18 protein-coding genes are annotated in these 17,841 nt (G+C 72.6%); 10 read left to right on the forward strand and 8 right to left on the reverse strand.

Features of this window, described 5'->3' with window-relative positions; genetic code table 11:
* Nucleotides 1-131 precede the first annotated feature (131 nt).
* The 3 genes from AB0H75_RS14695 to AB0H75_RS14705 are packed head-to-tail and all read left to right on the forward strand — an operon-like array spanning nucleotide 132 to nucleotide 4,402.
* Nucleotides 132-2,156, forward strand: a complete 2,025-nt coding sequence (locus tag AB0H75_RS14695) for an adenylate/guanylate cyclase domain-containing protein (RefSeq protein ID WP_367796087.1) — start codon at nucleotides 132-134, stop codon at nucleotides 2,154-2,156.
* Between the two features lie 54 nt (nucleotides 2,157-2,210).
* On the forward strand, nucleotides 2,211-2,873 hold the full coding sequence (locus tag AB0H75_RS14700) for a Crp/Fnr family transcriptional regulator (protein ID WP_367796089.1): 663 nt from the start codon (nucleotides 2,211-2,213) through the stop codon (nucleotides 2,871-2,873).
* A 44-nt stretch (nucleotides 2,874-2,917) separates the two neighbouring features.
* Nucleotides 2,918-4,402: an MFS transporter gene (locus AB0H75_RS14705; RefSeq protein ID WP_367796091.1), complete on the forward strand. Its 1,485-nt coding sequence runs from the start codon at nucleotides 2,918-2,920 to the stop codon at nucleotides 4,400-4,402.
* On the opposite strand, the gene AB0H75_RS14710 is transcribed toward AB0H75_RS14705, so the two are convergent.
* A complete protein-coding gene (locus tag AB0H75_RS14710; protein WP_367796093.1) occupies nucleotides 4,363-5,109 on the reverse strand; it encodes a methylenetetrahydrofolate reductase in 747 nt (248 codons plus the stop codon). The genes AB0H75_RS14705 and AB0H75_RS14710 overlap by 40 nt on opposite strands.
* Nucleotides 5,106-5,765, reverse strand: a complete 660-nt coding sequence (locus AB0H75_RS14715) for a TetR/AcrR family transcriptional regulator (RefSeq protein ID WP_367797115.1) — start codon at nucleotides 5,763-5,765, stop codon at nucleotides 5,106-5,108. Before AB0H75_RS14715 ends, AB0H75_RS14710 begins: the two co-directional genes overlap by 4 nt.
* A gap of 73 nt (nucleotides 5,766-5,838) precedes the next feature.
* On the opposite strand from AB0H75_RS14715, the gene AB0H75_RS14720 reads away from it, so the two are divergent.
* Entirely contained in the window at nucleotides 5,839-7,272 is a 1,434-nt protein-coding gene (locus AB0H75_RS14720; protein WP_367796095.1) for an MFS transporter, read from the forward strand.
* Between the two features lie 54 nt (nucleotides 7,273-7,326).
* Complete coding sequence (locus AB0H75_RS14725) at nucleotides 7,327-8,016, forward strand: DUF899 domain-containing protein (RefSeq protein WP_367796097.1); 690 nt, start codon at nucleotides 7,327-7,329, stop codon at nucleotides 8,014-8,016.
* Nucleotides 8,017-8,219: 203 nt separating this feature from the next.
* On the opposite strand, the gene AB0H75_RS14730 is transcribed toward AB0H75_RS14725, so the two are convergent.
* The gene (locus AB0H75_RS14730) at nucleotides 8,220-8,642 is read right to left on the reverse strand and encodes an ATP-binding protein (protein ID WP_367796099.1); all 423 of its coding nucleotides are present in this window, start codon (nucleotides 8,640-8,642) and stop codon (nucleotides 8,220-8,222) included.
* A 129-nt stretch (nucleotides 8,643-8,771) separates the two neighbouring features.
* On the opposite strand from AB0H75_RS14730, the gene AB0H75_RS14735 reads away from it, so the two are divergent.
* Both AB0H75_RS14735 and AB0H75_RS14740 read left to right on the forward strand, forming a co-directional pair.
* Complete coding sequence (locus AB0H75_RS14735; RefSeq protein WP_367796101.1) at nucleotides 8,772-9,590, forward strand: Scr1 family TA system antitoxin-like transcriptional regulator; 819 nt, start codon at nucleotides 8,772-8,774, stop codon at nucleotides 9,588-9,590.
* Complete coding sequence (locus AB0H75_RS14740; RefSeq protein WP_367796103.1) at nucleotides 9,583-9,801, forward strand: DUF397 domain-containing protein; 219 nt, start codon at nucleotides 9,583-9,585, stop codon at nucleotides 9,799-9,801. The genes AB0H75_RS14735 and AB0H75_RS14740 overlap by 8 nt, the downstream gene beginning before the upstream one ends.
* 40 nt (nucleotides 9,802-9,841) lie before the next feature.
* Here AB0H75_RS14740 and AB0H75_RS14745 read toward each other — a convergent pair whose 3' ends face one another.
* Genes AB0H75_RS14745 through AB0H75_RS14760 form a run of 4 tightly spaced genes read right to left on the reverse strand, consistent with a single transcriptional unit; the run spans nucleotide 9,842 to nucleotide 15,025 of the window.
* Nucleotides 9,842-10,402 carry a hypothetical protein gene (locus AB0H75_RS14745; protein WP_367796105.1) on the reverse strand — a complete coding sequence of 187 codons (561 nt, stop codon included), beginning with the start codon at nucleotides 10,400-10,402 and terminating at the stop codon, nucleotides 9,842-9,844.
* Nucleotides 10,399-10,950: an RNA polymerase sigma factor gene (locus tag AB0H75_RS14750; RefSeq protein WP_367796108.1), complete on the reverse strand. Its 552-nt coding sequence runs from the start codon at nucleotides 10,948-10,950 to the stop codon at nucleotides 10,399-10,401. Before AB0H75_RS14750 ends, AB0H75_RS14745 begins: the two co-directional genes overlap by 4 nt.
* A gap of 56 nt (nucleotides 10,951-11,006) precedes the next feature.
* On the reverse strand, nucleotides 11,007-12,905 hold the full coding sequence (locus AB0H75_RS14755; protein ID WP_367796111.1) for an ABC transporter ATP-binding protein: 1,899 nt from the start codon (nucleotides 12,903-12,905) through the stop codon (nucleotides 11,007-11,009).
* 35 nt (nucleotides 12,906-12,940) lie between these two features.
* Complete coding sequence (locus tag AB0H75_RS14760; protein WP_367796113.1) at nucleotides 12,941-15,025, reverse strand: PhoX family phosphatase; 2,085 nt, start codon at nucleotides 15,023-15,025, stop codon at nucleotides 12,941-12,943.
* 129 nt (nucleotides 15,026-15,154) lie between these two features.
* Between AB0H75_RS14760 and AB0H75_RS14765 the strand changes: the two genes are divergently transcribed.
* Complete coding sequence (locus tag AB0H75_RS14765) at nucleotides 15,155-15,580, forward strand: sterol carrier family protein (RefSeq protein WP_367797117.1); 426 nt, start codon at nucleotides 15,155-15,157, stop codon at nucleotides 15,578-15,580.
* Nucleotides 15,581-15,586: 6 nt separating this feature from the next.
* Here the strand turns inward: AB0H75_RS14765 and AB0H75_RS14770 are convergent, their stop codons facing one another.
* Nucleotides 15,587-16,363, reverse strand: a complete 777-nt coding sequence (locus AB0H75_RS14770; RefSeq protein WP_367796116.1) for a hypothetical protein — start codon at nucleotides 16,361-16,363, stop codon at nucleotides 15,587-15,589.
* Nucleotides 16,364-16,704: 341 nt separating this feature from the next.
* On the opposite strand from AB0H75_RS14770, the gene AB0H75_RS14775 reads away from it, so the two are divergent.
* Nucleotides 16,705-17,112: a MarR family winged helix-turn-helix transcriptional regulator gene (locus AB0H75_RS14775; protein ID WP_367796118.1), complete on the forward strand. Its 408-nt coding sequence runs from the start codon at nucleotides 16,705-16,707 to the stop codon at nucleotides 17,110-17,112.
* 8 nt (nucleotides 17,113-17,120) lie between these two features.
* Nucleotides 17,121-17,762 carry a hypothetical protein gene (locus AB0H75_RS14780; RefSeq protein ID WP_367796120.1) on the forward strand — a complete coding sequence of 214 codons (642 nt, stop codon included), beginning with the start codon at nucleotides 17,121-17,123 and terminating at the stop codon, nucleotides 17,760-17,762.
* Nucleotides 17,763-17,841: the final 79 nt, after the last annotated feature.

Raw genomic sequence — 17,841 nt, forward strand, 5'->3', positions numbered from 1 at the left:
AAGATGGCAGAAACTACATAACGCATTCATCACGAAACAGAGGGTTACTGACGGAATTGACCGATTGTCGCCGACCGGGGTGAGTAAAACGACGCATTGGAGCCGACGCCTCCGCGTGGATAATCGGCTTTGTGCCGAGCGCCGATCCCGCCCCCTACCTTCCCCCGGCCACCCAGCCCGTCCGCGGGGTGGTGTGGGCGATCCACCTGGTCCTGCCGATGCTGGGCCTCTGGCTGCTGCTGGCCAACGACACCGTCAACATCCCCTGGCAGCACAACCCGAGCCACTTCTGGCTGATCCTCGCGGTCGCCGGGGTCAACGTCGCGCTCGGCCTGATGATCAGCGAGGCCTCGCGCCGCCGCGGTGACGCCCGGCTGTTCCTCGTGTCCATGGTCTTCCTCAGCAGTGCCGGCTTCTTCTTCATGCACGGCCTGGCCACGCCGGGGTTCATCCTGAAGACCGGCTCGCTCGGCTTCGACGTCGGCCAGCAGGTCGGGCTGTCGGTCGCGGCGGCCTTCGCCTGCGCCTCCGCGCTGCCGCTCGGCGAGCGGGCCGCCGGGCGGGTGCTGGGCTCGCAGCACTTCGTCCGCGCGGCGCTGCTCGGCTTCATGCTGGTGTGGGGCGCGGTCTCGCTGACGCCGGGGCTGACGCCGCTCAGCGAGCCGCCCGCCGAGACGCCGGTCCCCTGGCTCGCCTGGGGCTCGATCCCCGGCCTGCTCCTGTACGCGGCGGGCAGCGTGATGATGTTCCTCGTCCACCGGCGGCGGCCGTCGGCCATGCTGATCAGCCTCATCACCGCGTACGCGCTGCTGGCCGAGGCCATGGTCGCCGGGATGTCGCAGCTCAACTGGCACCTGTCGTGGTGGGAGTGGCACCTGCTGCTGACGCTGGCCTTCGTCTTCGTGGCCTACAGCTCCTACCTGCAGTTCCGGCGCGAGGGGTCGAGCGCGGGCCTGTTCGACTCGGTGACGCTCTCGGCGACCGTGCGGCGCATCAGGCAGGACTACGACCGGGCGCTGGAGGAGCTGGTCGAGCACGTACGGCGGGGCGAGCCGCTGGCCGCCACCCGGCTGTCGGGCAAGTTCCGGCTCAACGAGGGCCAGGCCGCGGTGCTGGACCGGGCGGGCGAGGCCCTGGCCGCCGAGCGCGAGCTGTCGGCCCGGCTGGCGGCGCTGGTGGACGTCAGCGCCCGCACCAGGGTCGGCCTGCCCGAGGGCGAGCTGCTGGCCTCGTCGCTGGAGCGGGTGCGGCAGGCGTACGGGGACGTCAAGATCGCCCTGGTGGCCGACGGGCGCACGCAGGTCGGCTCGCGCGAGTACGCCTTCACCGGCGACGAGCCGATCCGCCGCGACCACCTGCTGGCCTTCCCGCTCACCGTCAAGGGCAGGCTGGCGGGCGTGCTGGAGGTGCCGATCGGCCGCACGAGCCAGGACGAGGCGCTGGCCGCCACGCTCGCCGGCCAGCTCTCGCTCTCGCTGGAGAACGCCCGCCTCTACCAGGAGCTGCACACGCTGTTCCACCAGTACATGTCGCCCGACGTGGCGCACGCCCTGCTGGCCGACCCCGCGCAGGCGGCGCTCGGCGGCGAGCTGCGCGAGCTGACCGCGCTCTTCGCCGACCTGAAGGGCTTCACGACGTTCTCGGAGAAGGTGACGCCCGGCGAGATCGTCGAGATGCTCAACCGCTACCACACCGCCGCCGTGCCGTGCATCCTCGACAACGGCGGCACGATCGTGCAGTTCGTCGGCGACGCGCTGCTGGCCCTGTTCAACGCGCCGGCCGCGCAGGCCGGCCACGCGCGGGCCGCCTGCCGGGCCGCGCTGGAGATGCAGCGGGCCGCGGCCGAGGTGGCCGAGGAGATGGCCTGGAAGCGGGTGGACGACGTGCCGTGGCCGACGTTCCGGGTGGGGGTCAACACCGGTCCCGCCCTGGTCGGCAACATCGGCAGCCCCGAGCTGCGCGGCTTCAACGCCATGGGCGACTGCGTGAACGTCGCCGCCCGGCTGGAGGGCGTCGCCGAGCCAGGCACGGTGGTCATCGGCGAGACGACGCTGCGGCAGCTGGGCAGGGGCGCGTCGGTGAGCCCGCTGGGGGAGCTGAGCCTGAAGGGCAAGGAAGAACGCGTCGCGGCGTACGTTCTGACCGATCTGGCGTAGATCTGGCGTAGATCTGACGTAGAAGGGCGGGGCTCGTACCGACATAATCGGCGCATGGAGCCAGAGCCAGGCGAGTTCCTGTCCATGCTCACCGGCGAGGAGGAGCAGGCCCTCCGCGCGGCCGGCCGCGTCCGGCGCTGGGATCGCGGCACCTCGGTGATGAACGAGGGCGACTACGGCGACTGGGTGCTCGTGCTGCTCGAAGGCCGGGTCAAGGTCTCCTCCCACACCAGCAACGGCACCGAGGTGGTGCTGGCCGTCCGGGGGCCCGGCGGGCTGCTGGGCGACATGTCGGCCATCGACGGCTCGCCGCGCTCGGCCACGGTCACCGCGCTGGAGCCGATCACCGGCATCGTGGTGCGTGACTTCCCGGCGTTCCTGGAGACGCACGGGCGCATCGCGGTGCTGCTCATGAAGCTCGTCACCGGCCGGCTGCGCGACTCCGACCGCAAGCGCATCGAGTACGGCGCCTTCGACACGACCGGCCGGGTGGCCACGCGCCTGATCGAGCTGGCCGAGCGGTACGGCGAGAAGACCAGCAGCGGGGTGCGGGTGGCGCTGCCGCTGTCGCAGGACGAGCTGGCGGGCTGGACCGGCGCGTCCCGGGAGGCGGTCAGCAAGGCGCTGCGCACGCTGCGCGACCGGGGGCTCATCGAGACCGGGCGGCGGCGGGTGGTCATCCACGACCTCGACGGCCTCAGGAAGCGCGCCAGGTAGCCCTGGTACAAATCGGGCGTACGTCGTACGTCATAGTGGGAGGCATGGTCGCGGTCACCTCCCCTGACGACAGCCGCCTCCGCTACGCCTGGAAGGTGTGCTCGGTCACCAGCCTGGGGCTGGTGCTCATCGGCATCGCCGGCAGCACGCTCAACGTGGCGCTGCCGGCCGTCGTGCGCCACTTCCACGCCGACGCCACGCAGTCGAGCTGGATCCTGCTGTCGTTCCTGCTGGTCAACACGGCGACCCTGGTGTTCTTCGGCCGGGTGGCCGACCTGCTGGGCCGGCGGGAGGTCTATTTAGCGGGGTTCGCGCTGTTCACCGTGGCCTCGCTGCTGGCGGGGCTGTCGCCGGACGTGTGGTTCCTGGTCGGGATGCGCGTGGTGCAGGCCGTCGGCGCGGCGATGATCCTGGCCAACGGCACCGTGATCATCACCGACGCGTTCCCGCCCGACCGGCTCAGCCAGGGCATGGGCGTCTACATCGGCACGCTGTCGGTGGCGCAGCTCGCCGGGCCGACCCTGGGCGGGCTCATCGCCGAGGCGGCGGGCTGGCAGTGGATCTTCTGGGTGAACGTCCCGGCCGGGCTGGCCGCCTTCGGCTGGGGCGCGGTGATCCTGCGCAAGATGCCCAGGGGGCCGCGCGTGCCGGTGGACGGACTGGGCAACGTGCTGCTGTTCGCGGCGCTGTCGGCGGCGCTGCTGGCGCTGTCGGAGGCGGGCTCGCGCGGCCCGACGAGCCCGGTCGTCCTGGCCGGGGCGGGGCTGTTCGCGGTGCTGGTGCCGCTCGTCGTGCTGGCCGAGCGGCGGGCCGCCAACCCGGTGCTGGACCTGCGGCTGTTCGGCGGGCGGCTGCTGGCCTGCGCGAACCTGGCCTCGTTCTGCAACGCGCTGGCGCGCTCGGCGCTGATCCTCGTGGTGGCGCTGTACTTCCAGGCGGCGCGGGGGCTGGACGCGTTCGCGGCCGGGCTCAGCGTGCTGCCGGTGCCCGTCGGGATCGGGCTGGCCTCGCCGCTGGTGGGGCTGCTGGGGCGGCGGGTGCCGCCGTACGCGCTGTCGATCGGCGGGGCGGTGCTGAGCGCGCTCGGGCTCGGGACGCTGGCGCTGACGGCCGATCCCGGCACGCCGTACTGGGTGGTCGGGGTCGGGCTGTTCGTGGCCGGCTGCGGCAGTGGCACGTTCCTGACCGGCAACACCACGCAGGTCATGCGGGCGCTGCCGGCCGGCAGCCTGGGCGTGGTGAACGGCTTCCGCGTCATGATCATGAACGTCGGGATCGTCGTCAGCGTCGGCCTGTCGCTCAGCGTGCTGACCGCCTCCGTCGGGCCGGAGCTGCGCGCCCAGGTGTACGCGGGAACGCTGTCCACGCTCTCGCCGGTCGCCGTGGGACAGCTCATGGACGGCTTCCAGCGGGCCTACGCGCTGCTGTTCGCGGTGGCCGTGGCGGGCGCGCTGCTGGCCGTCCTGGCCCGCTCGCCCCGCCCGGCCGCTCAGAGCAGGGCGGAGAGCCTGGACTCGACGTCGCGGTAGCGGGAGACCGGCACGAGGTGCACCCCGGCGAACGCGCCCGACTCGCGCAGCGCCAGCACCTGCTCGCAGGCCACCTCCACGCCCGCCATGCGGTCGGCCGCCACCCGCCGGACGAGGTCGTCGGGCAGGTCGATGTCGGGGATCGCGGCGGCCAGGGAGCGGGCGTGCCGCTCGCTGGCCAGGACCATCACCCCGGCGTAGACCGGCACGTCCGCCGGATGGGCCTCGCGCCACCGGAGCTGGGCCTCCACCGAGTAGCTGACCTGGAGGAACAGGAAGTCGGCCGCGCGCTTCCACGCCGGCAGCGCGCGCAGGCCGGCCGCCGCGCCGAGGCGCAGGTCCGGCGAGAACGCCCGCGCCTCCTCGATCATGGAGCGGACCGTGAGGTCGCTGGTGCGGTTGCCGCTCGTGGGCTTGTCGCCATAGACGAACAGGAACTGGTCCACCCCGTACGCCGCCGCCGTCAGCAGGTCGCGCCGGAAACCGAGCAGGTTGCGGTCGCGCGAGTTGAGGCAGGCGATGCCGCGCCCGCCCATCGCCTCGACCTCGTGCGCCACGGCCACGCTGGAGACCGTGGCGCGGCCGATGTGGTTGTCGGGGATGAGGAACGAGTGGGCGATCTTGCCCAGGGTGCCGATCTGGTGCCTGACGTGCTTCAGATCGGGCGTGGTGGGCGGTTCGATCTCGCAGATCAGCTCGAAGGTCACGGGCTGGACTCTAGCCTGCGGGCGGCCAGCGCCTCGATGCCGGCCAGCACGAGGTCCACGCCGAAGGTGTCGTAGAGCTCGGGGTCCAGGCCGCCGGCCAGCGGGCCGGCCATCTCCACGATGTACGGGTAGGTGTCGGCCGACAGCGTCTGGAGGCCGAGCCGCTTGACCCTGACCCGCTCGGCGACCTCCTGGCCCTCCCGGTGGTGCGCGGGGGCGTCGGCGATGGCGATGGCGCTCTGCAACAGGTATTTGCTGATCAGGCAGCTCTCCTCGACGCTGAACCCGGCGCTGCGGCCCAGGCCGAGCGCCTGGTTCCAGACGGCCAGGAAGCTCGGCACCGTCACCTGGTCGACGTGGTCGAAGACGTTGCGGGCGCACGGGTGCCCGCGCAGGGCCCTGATGAGGCCCACCATGAGGTCGCGCAGTTGCTCCTGCCACGGGCGCTCGTCGGCCGCGCCGGGCGCGAAGCCGGAGATCAGGTGGTCGGCCATGCCGGCCAGGAGCTGGTCCTTGTTCTTGTAGTGCCAGTACAGGGCCATCGGGGTCACGCCCAGCTCACCGGCCAGGCGCCTGATCGTCACGGCGTCGAGCCCTTCGGCGTCGCCGATCTCCAGGGCGCGCTCCGCGATCGCCTGAGCGGTCAGTTTTCCCATCACGGTTGACAACTATACGTCGTACAAGTTGAACTGTACGACGTACAAGTACAACGTATAGGAAGGCGTCGCCATGCGATGGTGGGCGTTGGCAGCGGTGACTCTGGGCACCTTCATGACTTATCTGGACAACAACGTGGGCAACGTGGCGTTGCCCACCATCCAGCGGGAGCTGGGGTTGTCGATCTCCGGACTGGAGTGGATCACCAGCTCGTACATCCTGGTCTTCGCCGCGCTCATGCTGGCCGGCGGGCGGCTGGCGGACGTGTTCGGCGCGCGCGGGATCTTCCTCGGCGGCCTCGCGGTCTTCACCCTCTCCTCGCTGGCCGCCGGGCTGGCCACCAGCGGCGACCTGCTGATCGCGGCGCGGGCCGTACAGGGTGTGGGCGCGGCCCTGCTCACGCCCACCGCGCTGGCGCTGATCGGGCAGATCTTCCCCGACCCCGGCGAACGCGGCCGGGCCGTGGGCGTGTGGAGCGCGACCGGGGCGCTGTCCATGGCGCTCGGGCCGGTGACCGGCGGCTTCATCAGCGAGAACCTGCACTGGGGCTGGATCTACCTGCTCAACGTGCCGATCGGGGTGGTGACGGCCGGGCTCGCGCTGTGGGCGGTCAAGCCGTCCGCCCGGGGCCGGCGGCACAGCCTGGACCTGCCGGGGCTGGCCGCCTCGGCGCTGGCGCTGGGCGCGCTGACGTACGGGCTCATCGAGGGCGCCGGGGCCGGATGGACCTCGCCGAAGATCCTGGCCGCGTTCGGGGTGGCCGCCGTGGCCGCCGCGGCGTTCGTGGTGATCGAGTCCAGGAGCGCCGAGCCGATGCTGGTGATGTCGCTGTTCCGGGCGCGGGTGTTCACCGGCGGGCTGCTCACCAGCGGCATCTGGTCGTTCGGGGTGTTCGGGATCTACTTCTTCAGCGCCCTGTGGCTGCAGAACGTGCTCGGCTTCTCCCCCACCGAGGCGGGCGCCTCGTTCGTGCCGATGGCCCTGGTCACGGCCGTGGTGGCGCTGCTGTCGCAGCGGGTGAGCCGGCTGCTCGGCATCGGTCCCACCGTGGCGCTCGGGCTGGCGCTCATGGGCGGCGCGATCTACTGGCTCTCCGGCGTCGGCGCGGGCGCGGCCTACGCCGACGTGGGGCCCGTCTTCATCCTGTACGGCCTCGGCGCCGGCCTGCTCGTGCCGCTGACCGCCGCCGTCCTGGGCGGCATGCCCGCCGGCCGCGCCGGGGTCGCCTCAGGCATGCTCAACGTCTCGCGCGAGGTCTTCGGCCTGCTCGGCGTCACCGTGCTGGGCGCGATCCTCAGCTCCCGGCAGGGCGCGAGCGGCCTGCCGGCGCTGCCCGCCTTCCTCGACGCCTACCAGTTCACGCTGGTCATCGCGGCGATCGTGGTGCTGGCCGGGATCCCCGTCGCGCTCTACGCCCTGCGTGCCCGCCGCGCCCCGGCCGAGCGGCCCCCCGCCCCCGCCCCCGCCCCGGCCCCGATTTCGCCGGAGCCGTCCGGACACCGATGACTTTCGGCGCCGTGCCCGGTCTCTTCCTCAACGGCACCTGATCAGGGAGGGACCATGAGCACGAACGCACTACCGCCCGTCGTCGACGTCGACACCTGGCGGCGCGAGCTCGACGAGCTGCGCGCCAGGGAGAAGGCCGCGACCCGGGAGCTCGACGCCATCGCCGCCCAGCGCCGCCGCCTGCCCATGGTGCGGATGCCGGACTACACCCTCGAAGGCGAGAACGGGCCGGTCCGGCTGGCCGACCTCTTCGAGGGGCGGCGGCAGCTCATCGTCTACAACCACATGTGGTTCCCAGGCAAGGAGTGGCAGTGCCCGGGCTGCACCGGGTTCACCTCGCAGTTCACCCGGCTGGAGTTCCTGGACGCCTACGACGCCCGGTTCGTCGTCGTCACCCAGGGCCCGATCGACGAGGCACTGGCCTACAAGCGCCGGGTCGGCAACAGGATGACCTGGTACTCCACCGCGAACAGCCCCTTCGGCGCCGACGTCGGCGCGCCTCCCGGCGGCGGCTTCGCCGTCAACGTGTTCCTGCGCGACGGCGACACCGTCTACCGCACCTGGCACACCGACGGCCGCGGCACCGAGCAGCTCAGCCACACCTTCGCGCTGATCGACCTGCTGCCGTACGGGCGCCAGGAGGAGTGGCAGGACTCCCCGGAGGGCTGGCCCCAGTCCCCCACCTACAGCCGCTGGTCCGGCTCGAAGGAGATCGCCGCCCTGTACGGCGAGCCCCCGGCCTAGCGACCGTCGAGGAGCCGCAGGGCCGCCCGGGTACGAGCGACCAGCTCGGGATCCCCCTCGGCCCTGCGCAGAGCCAGCGCCTCCCGCGCCTCCCGGCCACGGCCCAGGTCGGCGAGCGCCCGGCCGAGGTGGCCGATGGCGTCGCCGTGCTCGCCGAGGACCAGCAGCCCGGCCCCGAGGGCACGCGACGTGGGCGGGGGCGGTCAGGCGGGCGGGAGGATGGCCCAGACGACGCGCTCGTGGCGGGTGTTGCGGAAGTGACCCCACAGGCCGTGGGTCAGCAGGTCCACCAGGACGAGGCCGCGCAGCCGCTCGACGCCGGGGTCCGGGTCGGGGTCCGGGGAGGGGTCGTTGTCGGGCAGGCCCATGACGGGCTCGCCGGGCGAGCGGCCCGGGTCGGTGACGACCAGCTCGTAGCGGCCGGGCGGGTCGGCGGTGAGCTTGAGGCGGACGTATCCGGTCCCGGGCGGCGGCCCGAAGCCGTGGCGCACGGCGTTGGTGACCAGTTCGCTGGTGACCGTCTCCAGGTCGTGCGCCCGCCTCCCGGCCCAGCGGAGGACGGTCTCGCGGGCCATCGCGGGGAGGAGCAGCGGGTCCGCGTCCCCCGCCAGGAAGGTGTGTTCCATGGACGTACGGCTTTCTCTCGGCGGTAGGCCAACAAGAGCATGACCGTCCGGCTATGGAAATGCCGCAGGTCACCGGCGTACGGTTCCATACCGTTTGTAAGTGACTCCGGTGAGTGACGAGGGTGCGGGATGGACGGGAACGGGCAGGACCCCAGTGTCAGAGCTTGGAAGGAGTACGCAGAGCGCCTTCGCCGGTACCGGACCGAGCAGGGCCTGAGCCAGGAGCGCCTGGCCGACCGGGTGCCCTACAGCGAGGCCGCGGTCGGGCACGTGGAACGGCTCATGCGTAAACCGTCGGAAAGTCTCACGAGGGAGCTGGAGAAGGCGCTGGGCCTCCAGGGCGAGCTCATGGAGCTCCTGCCGGAGATCCACGGGATCGGGCCGAAGTGGTTCCGCGAGTGGCCCCGGGTCGAGAAGCTGGCGCACACCATCAGGACGTCCGAGCCGATGCTGGTCCCCGGCCTCCTCCAGACCGAGAGCTACGCGCGGAACGTCTTTCGCGGCAAGCCGGGGATCACCGAGGAGGAGGTCGAGGCGGCTCTCTTCTTCCGCCTCCGCAGGCAGCAGATCTTCGGCCGGCCCCGGCCGCCCGTGTACTCGGCGCTGCTCGACGAGAGCGTCCTGCGGCGTCCCATAGGGGGCGGCGAGGTGATGAGGGAGCAGCTTCAGAAGCTCCTCGACGTGATCAACCCGCCGTTCGTCACGGTCAGGATCCTTCCCCTGTCCGCGGGACTCGCGACGGGTTGCCTCGGGGCCTTCGAGATAGCCACGCTCCTCGACGGCGGACCCGACCACGCGTACGTCGAGTCCGCCGGGGAGGGCCGCGTGACCATTCGTGCCAAGACGGTTCAAGCCCTTATGGTGCGGTGGGAGGCGCTGTCCGGCATGGCGCATCCCGTGAACCGGAGTCGCGAGGTCATCCACGAGGTGATGGAGAGCTATGACTGACGGAAAAGGTCTCCGCGCGGACATGTGGACCAAGGCCAGAGCATCAGGTGACAACGGCGGGAGCTGTGTCGAGGTGATGCGGCGGGCGGACGGCGGGGTGCTCGTCAGGGACAGCAAGGACGGCGGGCAGGGGCCCGTGCTGAGCTTCACCCGGGCCGAGTGGCTCGCTTTCCTGGACGGGGCGGGCAAGGGCGAGTTCGACCTGCCGTAGGGTCGCGGTGGCCCCTGCCGCCCTGGCTGCGGGGGCCCGGTCAGCCGAGCTGCGTCGGGTCGTGCTCCGGGACGCACGGCTTGACGGAGCCCTCGATCACCATCGCGTTGAGCTGCGACGTGTACGGCCCCTTCGGGTTCTCGGTGAACTCCAGCACCAGCGTCTGGCCCTCACCGACGTAACGGGGGGTGATGACGAAGCTCTTCCCCGCCGGCCTGGCGACCTTGTAGTGCACGGACGCGCGCCACTCCTCCGGGGTGTCGTACCCGCCGCCGGCGAGCGCGCCCCGGTCGTCCCGGCACTTGGTGTAGGGCTTGAGGTACGCGACGTCGGCGGTCACGCCCAGGTCCTTGAGGTCCTGCTCCAGCTTGTCGGCGTCCCTGAACTCCTTGAGCTCCACGGTGATGGTGCCGTTGGGGTTCTCGCTCACGGCGTACGCCGGCCCGGGTCCGGTCAGCAGCGGCACGGCCACCGCCGCCGCGGCCGCCAGCCCGGCCACCGCCGCCCCCGCGAGCAGGCGGCGGCCGACGCGGCGGCTGCGTTCGTTGCGCGCGGTCATCTCGGTCTTGAGGTCCATCAGCAACTGCTCCTCGAATCTCATCGTGGGATTCCTTCCATGACGAAGGGCAGGTGGCGCAGCGCTTTGCGGGCGCGGTGCAGCCGGACCATGGCGGTCCCCGGGCGGATCCCCAGTGCCGCCGCCGCCTCCGACGGCGTGAGCTGCTCCAGGACCACCAGCTCCAGGACGGCGCGCTCCCCGTCGGGTAAGCCGGTCATGGCCTCGAAGGCCGCCCTGGCGGGCCGTTCCGCGTCTATCCGCTCCTCCAGCCGGGACACGTCGTCGCCGTCGAGCGGGCGCCGCCCGCTCACCCGGTGGGTGAGCTGGGACTCCCGCAGCGCCCGCCGCCGCTCGGACGACAGCGTGTTGCGCGCGACGCCGTACAGCCACGCGATCTCGCTGCCCCTGCCCGGGCGGTAGGTGTGCGCCGAGTCGAGCACCGCGAGGAACACGTCGGCCGTCAGGTCGGCGACCGTGTGCGGGTCGTCCACCCGGCGGGACAGGAACCTCGTGACAGCGTCGACGTGCCGCCGGTAGAAGGCTTCGAACGCCACGGGGTCGGTGGCGAGCTTCCCCCGTTTGAGACGCACCGGCCTTGCTCCCTTCGTCGATCTACACCCGTACTTGGTGAGAACCGGCGGAAGGCTTACAGAGCGACGGGCGCCGGGGCGGCCACCTCGGACGGGGCGGGGTCGGCGAACTGGGTGCGGTACAACTCCTCGTAGCGGCCGCCGGCGGCCAGCAGCTCGGCGTGGGTGCCGCGTTCGACGATCCGGCCGTCCTCGACGACCAGGATGAGGTCGGCGGCGCGGATGGTGGACAGGCGGTGCGCGATGACCACGGCGGTCCGGCCGGCCAGCGCCTCGCCGAGCGCGGCCTGGACGGCGGCCTCGGAGGTGGCGTCCAGCGCCGCCGTGGCCTCGTCCAGGATCACCACTCGGGGCTGGGCGAGCAGCAGGCGGGCGATCGTGAGGCGCTGGCGCTCGCCGCCGGACAGGCGGTAGCCGCGTTCGCCCACCACCGTGTCGAGGCCGTCGGGCAGCGAGGCGATGAGGTCGGCCAGGCGGGCCCGGGTGAGGGCGTCCCACAGCTCGTCCTCGGTGGCCTCGGGGCGGGCCAGCAGCAGGTTGGCCCGGATCGTGTCGTGGAAGAGGTGGCCGTCCTGGGTGACCAGGCCGAGGGTGTCGCGGATGGAGTCGAAGGACAGCTCGCGCACGTCCACGCCGCCGATGCGGACCGCTCCCGAGTCCACGTCGTACAGGCGGGGCAGGAGCTGGGCGATCGTGGACTTGCCCGCCCCGGAGGAGCCGACCAGGGCCACCATCCGGCCCGGCTCGGCCCGGAACGAGATGCCGTGCAGCACCTCCTCGCCGCCGCGCGAGTCGAGCACGGCGACCTCCTCCAGCGAGGCCAGCGAGACCTTGTCGGCCGAGGGGTAGGCGAAGCGCACGTCGTCGAACTCGACCGAGACCGGCCCGTCGGGGACCGCGCGGGCGCCGGGGCGCTCCTGGATGAGCGGCTTGAGGTCGAGCACCTCGAAGACGCGCTCGAAGCTGACGACCGCGCTCATGATGTCCATGCGGGCCGAGGCGAGGGCGGTGAGCGGGGCGTACAGGCGGGTGAGGAGCATGGCCATCGACACGACGGCGCCGGGCTGGAGCTGCTCGCGCAGGGCGTAGAAGCCGCCGAGGCCGTAGACCAGGGCCAGGGCGAGGGCCGAGACCAGGGTCAGCGCGGTGACGAAGGCGGACTGGGTCATGGCCGAGCGCACGCCGATGTCGCGCACCCGGCGGGCCCGGGCGGCGAACTCGGCCGACTCGCGGGCCGGGCGGCCGAACAGCTTGACCAGCGTCGCGCCCGGCGCGGAGAAGCGCTCGGTCATCTGGTTGCCCATCGCCGCGTTGTGGTCGGCCGCCTCGCGGCGCAGCCGGGCCACGCGCGTGCCCATGCGCCGGGCGGGGAGCACGAAGACGGGCAGGAGCAGCAGCGCGAGCAGGGTGACCTGCCAGGAGATGCCGATCATCGCGGTGAGCGTCAGGGCCAGCGTCACGACGTTGCCGACCACGCCGGACAGCGTGTCGGTGAACGCCCGCTGCGCCCCGATCACGTCGTTGTTGAGCCGGCTGACCAGCGCGCCGGTGCGGGTCCTGGTGAAGAAGGCGATCGGCATGCGCTGCACGTGGTCGAAGACGGCGGTGCGCAGGCCGAGGATCAGGTCCTCGCCGAGGCTCGCCGACAGCCACCTGTTGAGCAGCCCGAGCCCCGCCTCGACGACGGCGATGCCCGCGATCGCCAGCGCCACCGTGACCACGGCGCCCAGCGGCTCGGCGTTGAAGATCGCGTCCACCACCCGGCCCGCGAGCAGCGGCGAGGCCACCGCCAGGCCCGCGAGCACCACGCTGAGCAGCACGAACAGGGCGAGTTTTCGGCGGTGCGGCCGGGCGAAGCCGCCGATGCGCCGGAGCGTCGCCCGTGACAGGGGGCGGCGCTCCGTCCGGTTGTTCATCGAGTACAGCTGGTGCCAGGCCGTCATCTCCATGCTCATGGCATGGAACGCTAGTTCCTCAAGTTAACTTGAGGTCAACTGCCGATCTTCTTGTTCCTCTCGTGCCAGACCACCGCCACGGCCGGGCGCGGCTGGTCCCCGTCGGGCCAGCGGCTGGCCGGCTGGTCCGGCGTGGCGCCGTCGAGCTCGCCCGGGTGCTGCACGGCCACGAACACGCTGCGCTGGTCGTCGGTGACCAGCGGGCCGCAGGTCTCGGCGCCGACCGGGACGGTCAGGAACTGGCGCAGGTGGCCGCGCTCCCTGCCGCGCACCGGCATGACGAACAGGCCGTCGTTGGAGCCGAGGGCGTTGCCGTCGGTGGAGATCCACAGGTTGCCGTCGCGGTCGAACGTGACGTTGTCCGGGCACGAGATCGGCGAGACCTTGCTCTTGTCGTAGCCGGCGAAGTAGGTCGAGGCGTCGTTCGGGTCGCCGCAGACCAGCGGGAGCGACCAGGCGAAGGTGCGCCGGCCGGCGTCGTTGTTCTTCTCGACCAGCTCCAGCACGTGGCCGTGCTTGTTGAACGGGCGCGGGTTGGCCTCGTCCACCTGGGCGGCGGTGCGGTTGGAGTTGTTGGTCAGCGCCACGTAGACGCCGCCGGTGACCGGGTTGCGCTCCATGTCCTCGGGACGGTCCATCTTCGTCGCGCCCACCTTGTCGGCGGCCACGCGGGTGTAGACCAGCACCTCCTGGGCGGTCATGCCCTCCACGTACGACCGGTCGCCCGACACCAGCGGGATCCACTCGCCGGAGCCGTCGAAGGCGCCGTCGGAGGGCAGCCTGCCGGAGCCGTCGATCTCGGCGGCCGGGCTGTCGCCGGTGAACCTGGCCACGTACAGGGTGCCCTCGTCCAGCAGCGTCCTGTTGTGCCGGTCGAAGCCGGGGATGTAGCGGTCCTTGGAGACGAACTTGTAGATGTACTCGAAGCGCGAGTCGTCGCCCATGTAGACGACCAGGCGGTTGTCGCGGGACAGCGTGGTGTTGGCGGCCTCGTGCTTGAGCCGGCCGAGCGCGGTGCGCTTGACCGGCGTGGAGTCCGGGTCGAACGGGTCGATCTCCACGATCCAGCCGAACCGGTTGGCCTCGTTGGGGTGCTTGGCCAGGTCGAAGCGCTCCTCGACGCGGTCGAAGCGGCGGTTGCCCGCCGGGGTGCCGGTGGTGATCGTGTAGCGGGTGATGTACGGCTTCTGCGCCTCGGGGACCTTGTCGCCGTTGACGAAGTACTGGTCGATGTTCTCCTCGGCGGTCAGCACGGTGCCCCACGGGGTGGTGCCGCCCGAGCAGTTGTTGAGCATGCCGACCGGGTACAGGCCCTTGGGGTCGGCGGCGGTCTTGAGCAGGTCGCTGCCCGCGGCCGGGCCGGAGAACCTCATCCTCGTCTGGGCGGTGATGCGCCGGTTGTAGCGGCGGCGGCCCTTGGTGACCAGCTTCCACTCGCCGGTGCCGCCGGCGCGCTCGATCTCCACGACCGAGCCGCCGTGCGCGGCCAGGGCGATCCTGATCTGCTCCTCGCTCGCGCCGGCGCCGCCGGTGTAGCCGCGGAACATCAGGCTCTCGTCGGTGTACTCGTGGTTGACCCACAGCAGCGCGCGGTCGCGGCCCAGCGGGAGCAGCGTCACGTAGTCGCAGTTGTAGCCGAACTGCTTGCTCTGGGCGTCGGCCGTCTGATTGTCGAAGTCGAAGGCCGGCGCGTCGGGCAGCACGGGGTCGCCCCAGCGCACCACCACGGAGGACCTGTAGCCGCCGGGGACGCGCAGCGCGTCCTCGGTGTTGGGCGGGACGGGGGTGAAGCTCAGGCCACCGCCGCCCTGCCCGCCCCCCTGCCCGCCGCCGTGGGCGCCCCTGGCGGCATCGGCCGGCTGGTCGGCGAGCGCCGGCGCCGCCCCCGCCACGCCCGCGCCCGCCACCAGGGCGCCGAGCGCGCCGGCGCGCAGCACGCCGCGGCGCGAGAGCGCGTCCTTCACCACGTCGCCGAAGTAGGCGTTGTCCGAGGTGTTGGCCACGTCGTGCGCGCACGCGTTCCCGCAGCGGAACTGGCAGGTCAACGCGGAACGGCCACCCTTGTGCGGGGTGGAGAGCAGCGGCAGCAGCCGCCGTCCGCCCCCGATGAGGTTTGCCACAGATCCTCCATTTTGTGCGCGGTTGTACCGCCGGGGAGGTTACGGTCGGCGGCGAAACCGGAGGTGAACGAGGACCTCCGTCCGCATGAACGCTTCCCGCGAGACAATGAGGGCGTGCCACCTCGCAAGATGGATCCGGAGAAGCTGAGAGCCGCCCTCGACGCGCAGCTCGTCGCCCTGGACGAGCCGCCCTACGACGGCCCCGCGGGCGCGCTGCCCGGCGCGCTGGTCGCCGCCGTGCTGGCCGCCTACGACCGGGGCCTGACCCCCGAGCGCGACGCGGCCCGGCAGGCCGTGCGCCACCTGCTCGACCGGCTGGCCGCCGCGGCCCCCGGGCGGACCGTGGAGGTACGCGTGCCGCCGTACGCGGCCGTGCAGGCGATCCCCGGCCCCCGCCACACGCGCGGCACGCCGCCCAACGTGGTCGAGACCGACGGGCGCACCTGGATCGAGCTGGCCGTCGGGCGGGTGACGTGGGAGGAGGCGGTGGCCAGGGGTGCGGTCTCCGCCAGCGGCTCGCGTGCCGACCTGTCGGCGCACCTGCCCCTCCCGTAGCGCCGCTCAGCGCAGGGAGCCGCCGCGCGTCCAGGAGAGGTGGTCCTGGACGCAGCGGTCCGCCTCCGGGCTCGGCAGGTGGGCGCACTCCTGCACCACGTTCCGCCAGAACCAGCTCGCCACGATCGCGAAGAGGACCAGCGACAGGACGCTGATCACGATGCCGGCGATGGCGCGGCCCCTGCCGGCCCTCCTGGCCAGGGCGACGCAGCCGAAGACGATCGACAGGATGGCGGTGATCAGGCCGGTGAAGCAGACGAACACCAGGAACGGGCTGGCCACGCCGAGGACGAGCGCCGCCGTGGCCAGGCCGTCGCCGGTCCGGTCGGGCGCGGGCCGGCCGCCGTACTGCTGGGGGGCGCCGGGGTAGGCGTACGGGGGCAGGGTGTAGCCGGGCGGGCCGCCGTACGGGTAGGACGGGGTGGTGCCGGGGACGGCCTCCTCCTGGGGCGGCTGGGCGGGCCGGTCGTCCGGGAGGGGCTGGGCGGGACCGCCGCCGCCGTACGGGTGCTCGGGCCCGGCGGGTCCCGATCCGCCCGGCGGGGTGAAGGACGGGTGGCCGCCCCCTTCGTAGCGGGAGGGCGCGGGCGGCCTGGCCTCGGGCTCCTCCTCGGGAGGGTCGCTCTCCCAGCCGGGGTAGGCCGGGGTCGCGCCCGGGACGGGGAAGACCTGGGTGGTCTCGGCGTCCTCGCCGCCCGACCGGGGCTGGTCGGGCGGCTCGCCGGGCGGCTCGTACGGCGGCGCCCCCGGCCTCGGCACGGTGGGCGGCACTGTAGGCGGCACGGTGGGCGGCACTGTAGGCGGCGCTGTGGGTGGCACTGTAGGCGGCGCGGTAGGTGGCGCTGTGGGCGGCACGATGGGCGGGGCGGGTGCGATCGGCGGAGTGGGCGCGATCGGCGGGGTGGGTGCGATCGGTTCCTCCTCCTCGTCAGGCCGTGGCTCGTTCGGATCCCGCTCGTTCGGATCCCCGGATGTGGTCACGTCTGCGTCTCCCGACGGGTCTGCATGCCGGACACCCTCACTTTTCCGCGATGCCCGCCCGCCGAACCGCGCGACACGGTAAGCGGGCGCCCATCCTTGCGTCACCGTGCGCCAAAGCGGCAGGCGGCGGGCAAGATGAGGACATGCTGGAAGAGACCCTGTCGTACGCCCTGATCAAGCTCATGAAGGCGCAACGCAACCAGCTCGCCGCCGCCCTGGTGCCGCTCGGCCTGCACGCCGGACAGGAGATGCTGCTCAACCAGCTCTGGCGGGAGGACGGCCTGACGCAGGGCGAGCTGATCGCCCGCCTCGGCGTCGAGCCGCCCACGGTCACCAAGACCCTGCAGCGGCTGGAGCGCGCCGGCTTCGTCCGCCGCTCCCCCGACCCCGACCGCCCGAGGATCGCCCGCGTCCACCTGACCGAGGCGGGCCGGGCCCTGCGCGGGCCGGTGGAGGAGATCTGGCGGGAGATGGACGAGGAGTTGCAGCGCGGTCTCGGCGACGCCGAGCGCGCGGCCCTGTCCCGCCTGGTCCGCGCCAAGCGCGCCTGAGGCCGCCCGTGGACCCGCGAGCGCTGCGCGCGAGACTGCGGCACGTCTACTGGATCGGGGGCGGCAGCGGCGGCGGCAAGTCGACGATCGCCCGGCGCCTGGCGGCCCGCCACGGCCTGTCCGTGTACGCGACCGACGACGTGATGCCGGAGCACGCCCGCCTCCTCACCCCGCGGGAGGCCCCGCAACTGAGCCGCTTCAAGGACATGGACATGGACGAGCGCTGGGTGCACCGCTCGCCGCGGGCCATGCTGGAGACCTTCCACTGGTACCGGGGCGAGGGCTTCGGCCTGATCGTGGCGGACCTGCTGCGCCTGCCCCCGGGGCGGGGCGTGATCGCCGAGGGGTTCCGGCTGCTGCCGGGCCTGGTCGGGCCGCTGCTGGTCGACCCGGCGCGCGCGGTGTGGCTGCTGCCGACGCCCGCCTTCCGCCGGGCCGCGTTCGACAGCCGGGGCACGGCGTGGGACATCCCGCGCAGGACCGGCGATCCGCGGCGGGCCCTGCACAACCTGCTGGAGCGCGACCGCCTGTTCACCGACCGCCTCGCCGAGGAGACCGGGCGCCTCGGCCTGCCCGCTGTCGAGGTCGGCCCCGGGACGGGCGAGGACGAGCTGGCCGAGCGGGTGGCGCGCGTGTTCGGGCTCTGCTGAGCGGACCCGGGAACCCCCTTGCCGCGACCCGGCCTCTTCTGGTTAGCTGGCTAATTAGCCGGCTAATTAGCGAAGGGGA

Source organism: Nonomuraea sp. NPDC050783, assembly GCF_040802095.1.
Lineage (GTDB): Bacteria > Actinomycetota > Actinomycetes > Streptosporangiales > Streptosporangiaceae > Nonomuraea.

Excerpts from the sequence above, each read along its gene's own strand:
- AB0H75_RS14700 (WP_367796089.1), top strand. The coding sequence starts at position 2,211 with ATGGAGCCAGAGCCAGGCGAGTTCCTGTCCATGCTCACCGGCGAGGAG.
- AB0H75_RS14705 (WP_367796091.1), top strand. The coding sequence starts at position 2,918 with ATGGTCGCGGTCACCTCCCCTGACGACAGCCGCCTCCGCTACGCCTGG.
- AB0H75_RS14715 (WP_367797115.1), bottom strand. The coding sequence starts at position 5,765 with ATGGGAAAACTGACCGCTCAGGCGATCGCGGAGCGCGCCCTGGAGATC.
- AB0H75_RS14720 (WP_367796095.1), top strand. The coding sequence starts at position 5,839 with ATGCGATGGTGGGCGTTGGCAGCGGTGACTCTGGGCACCTTCATGACT.
- AB0H75_RS14725 (WP_367796097.1), top strand. The coding sequence starts at position 7,327 with ATGAGCACGAACGCACTACCGCCCGTCGTCGACGTCGACACCTGGCGG.
- AB0H75_RS14730 (WP_367796099.1), bottom strand. The coding sequence starts at position 8,642 with ATGGAACACACCTTCCTGGCGGGGGACGCGGACCCGCTGCTCCTCCCC.
- AB0H75_RS14735 (WP_367796101.1), top strand. The coding sequence starts at position 8,772 with ATGGACGGGAACGGGCAGGACCCCAGTGTCAGAGCTTGGAAGGAGTAC.
- AB0H75_RS14740 (WP_367796103.1), top strand. The coding sequence starts at position 9,583 with ATGACTGACGGAAAAGGTCTCCGCGCGGACATGTGGACCAAGGCCAGA.
- AB0H75_RS14745 (WP_367796105.1), bottom strand. The coding sequence starts at position 10,402 with ATGAGATTCGAGGAGCAGTTGCTGATGGACCTCAAGACCGAGATGACC.
- AB0H75_RS14755 (WP_367796111.1), bottom strand. The coding sequence starts at position 12,905 with ATGAGCATGGAGATGACGGCCTGGCACCAGCTGTACTCGATGAACAAC.
- AB0H75_RS14765 (WP_367797117.1), top strand. The coding sequence starts at position 15,155 with ATGGATCCGGAGAAGCTGAGAGCCGCCCTCGACGCGCAGCTCGTCGCC.
- AB0H75_RS14775 (WP_367796118.1), top strand. The coding sequence starts at position 16,705 with ATGCTGGAAGAGACCCTGTCGTACGCCCTGATCAAGCTCATGAAGGCG.